Here is a 2044-nt window from a genome sequence, read left to right as displayed (position 1 = left end):
GGGGGGGCCGCTTCGTGCGACGCGGCAGCGACCGTCAGGTCGCCATCAGAGGCGGGCGGTGAGGAATCGTGATCGGACGGGTCGCGCGGCTGGAACCGCGCATCCTCTCGACGTCCTCGAGCACCTCGAACGCGGTCCCGTAGCGGGTGGCGAGCGGCAGGTCACGGAGCCAGGTCACCTCGACCTCGGTCTCGGCGAACTCGTAGACGCAGGCGACCACGTGGCGCGGATCGTTGGGTGAGTATCGAAGGTCGTTGATGACCCATTCCGACGCGGTGATGCGATTCAATATGAAGCGCGGATCGGGGAGTTCAGACATGCGGGGGCCCTCCAGGACTCTCTCGAGAAGAGCTTGCGCCCTCAGCGCTCCGAGAAGAAGCCCCTTGACAGCACCTGCGGAGGATGCGGGTCGGCTCAGCGGCCGGGGCGCACCGTCAGGTCGGTGATCTGTGCGTCCCGCGGAAGGTCGAGCGCCGTGAGGATGGTCGTGACCACGGCCTCCGGTGTGGCGTAGCGTTCCGCGTCGTACGCCTGGCCCTCCTGCTGGTGCACGCGCTCTTGCATCGGCGTCGCCGTGCGGCCGGGGTAGATCGAGGTCACCCGCACTCCGTGCGGCGCCTCCTCGGCGCGCAGGGCGTCGGCGAGTGCCCGGAGCCCGTGCTTGGACGCCGCATACGCGGACCATCCGGCGTTGGCGCGCAGGCCGGCGCCGGAGTTCACGAACACCACCTGTCCCTGCGACACGCGCAGCACCGGAAGGAGAAGCCGGGTGAGCTCCGCCGGAGCGATGAGGTTGACGGCGAGCTGCTGCTCCCACAGCGCGGCAGGCAGATCAGCGACGTCGCCGAGGTCGACGACGCCGGCGACATGCACCAGCGAATCGATGCGGTCGGGCAGCTGCTGCTTGGAGAGCGCCCACGACAGTCGCCCCGGCTGCGCGAGGTCGCCGACGATGACGGATGCCCCGGGAAGGTCGTCCGCGATCTGCTTGGCACGCCCTGCATCCCGAGCCATCGCCACGACGGCGTCGCCACGGTCCAGCAACCGACGGGCGAGAACCGACCCGATGCCGGAACCCGCACCGGTGATCAGGTGCGTGGTCATGTCAGCTGGCGTCTGCCGCAGGCTCTGCCACGTCGATCGGAACGATCGGGCAGTCCTTCCAGAGGCGCTCGAGCCCGTAGTAGACGCGCTCCTCCTGGTGGAAGACGTGCACGATCAGGTCGCCGAAGTCGAGCAGCACCCAGCGGGCCTCCGCCCGCCCCTCACGACGCACGCGCTTGTGACCGGACTCGATCAGGCGGTCCTCGATCTCGTCCGCGATCGCGGCGACGTTGCGCTCGCTGTTTCCCGTCACGAGCAGGAAGATGTCGACGAGCGGCAGCGGCTCGGAGACGTTGAGCGCGACGAGATCCTCACCGCCCTTGTCGATGGCGGCTTGGGCTGCGAGGCGCAGCATCTCTTCGGCAGTTTCAGGTGATTGCATCAGATCATTTTCGTGGTGAAGGCGATGACGAGAACGACGCCGATCGCGAGGGCGAGTCCGCCGGCGATGATGGCGAGGGTCACCATCAGTCGGTTCCCCTTCTCGGGGGCAGGAGGTCGGATGACCTCTCCGGCCGGCTTGATGGTGCTGACGGCCGCACTCGCGGCGATCGGCGTGGGCGAGGATGCCGGCGGCAGCTCGCCATCGATGAGAACGGCGTCGACGTCCTTGCCGTCGGTGGTGCCGAGCGCATGGCCCTGCGAGCCCATGCCCTTCGGCAGCTCGTAGGAACCGGTGACGAGGATCTCTCCGGTCGACGCGACCGGGCCCGAGAGCGAGCCCTCCCCCGGCGACGGGGTGAAGATCAGCGCGTTGGGCGCGGAATGCTGTGACCCCGTCGAATCTCCCACGCCGATCAGCTCGTCGAACGAGGGCCGGAAAGGCGTGTGCGCTTCGGGGGCGTCGGCGAGAAGGCCTTCTCCGAACGAAGAGTTGACGGTCGGACGCACGTCGTCGTCTTCATCGTCGTCGGCATCGTGCACGTCGGCGAGGACGTCA

The 2044-nt window shown here is 68.4% G+C and carries 3 protein-coding genes and 1 pseudogene; all 4 read right to left on the bottom strand.

The features are described 5' to 3' along the window. Positions 1-34 precede the first annotated feature (34 nt). A complete protein-coding gene (locus ACNPM4_RS16690; protein ID WP_448986424.1) occupies positions 35-319 on the bottom strand; it encodes a hypothetical protein in 285 nt (94 codons plus the stop codon). 95 nt (positions 320-414) lie between these two features. Next, positions 415-1104 carry an SDR family oxidoreductase gene (locus tag ACNPM4_RS16685; RefSeq protein ID WP_448986423.1) on the bottom strand — a complete coding sequence of 230 codons (690 nt, stop codon included), beginning with the start codon at positions 1102-1104 and terminating at the stop codon, positions 415-417. 1 nt (position 1105) lies between these two features. Then, complete coding sequence (gene rsfS, locus ACNPM4_RS16680; protein ID WP_029261674.1) at positions 1106-1486, bottom strand: ribosome silencing factor; 381 nt, start codon at positions 1484-1486, stop codon at positions 1106-1108. Beyond that, a pseudogene (locus tag ACNPM4_RS16675) lies at positions 1486-2044 on the bottom strand (hypothetical protein); the annotation flags it as partial. The pseudogene ACNPM4_RS16675 and the gene rsfS, both read right to left, overlap by 1 nt.

The organism is Microbacterium umsixpiens (genome assembly GCF_053543675.1).
The sequence above is the reverse complement of the archived record's forward strand: the minus strand, read 5'-3'. Positions and strand labels throughout refer to the sequence as shown.

Coding starts and splice junctions, on each gene's coding strand:
- ACNPM4_RS16690 (WP_448986424.1), bottom strand. CDS start 319: ATGTCTGAACTCCCCGATCCGCGCTTCATATTGAATCGCATCACCGCG.
- rsfS (WP_029261674.1), bottom strand. CDS start 1,486: ATGCAATCACCTGAAACTGCCGAAGAGATGCTGCGCCTCGCAGCCCAA.
- ACNPM4_RS16685 (WP_448986423.1), bottom strand. CDS start 1,104: ATGACCACGCACCTGATCACCGGTGCGGGTTCCGGCATCGGGTCGGTT.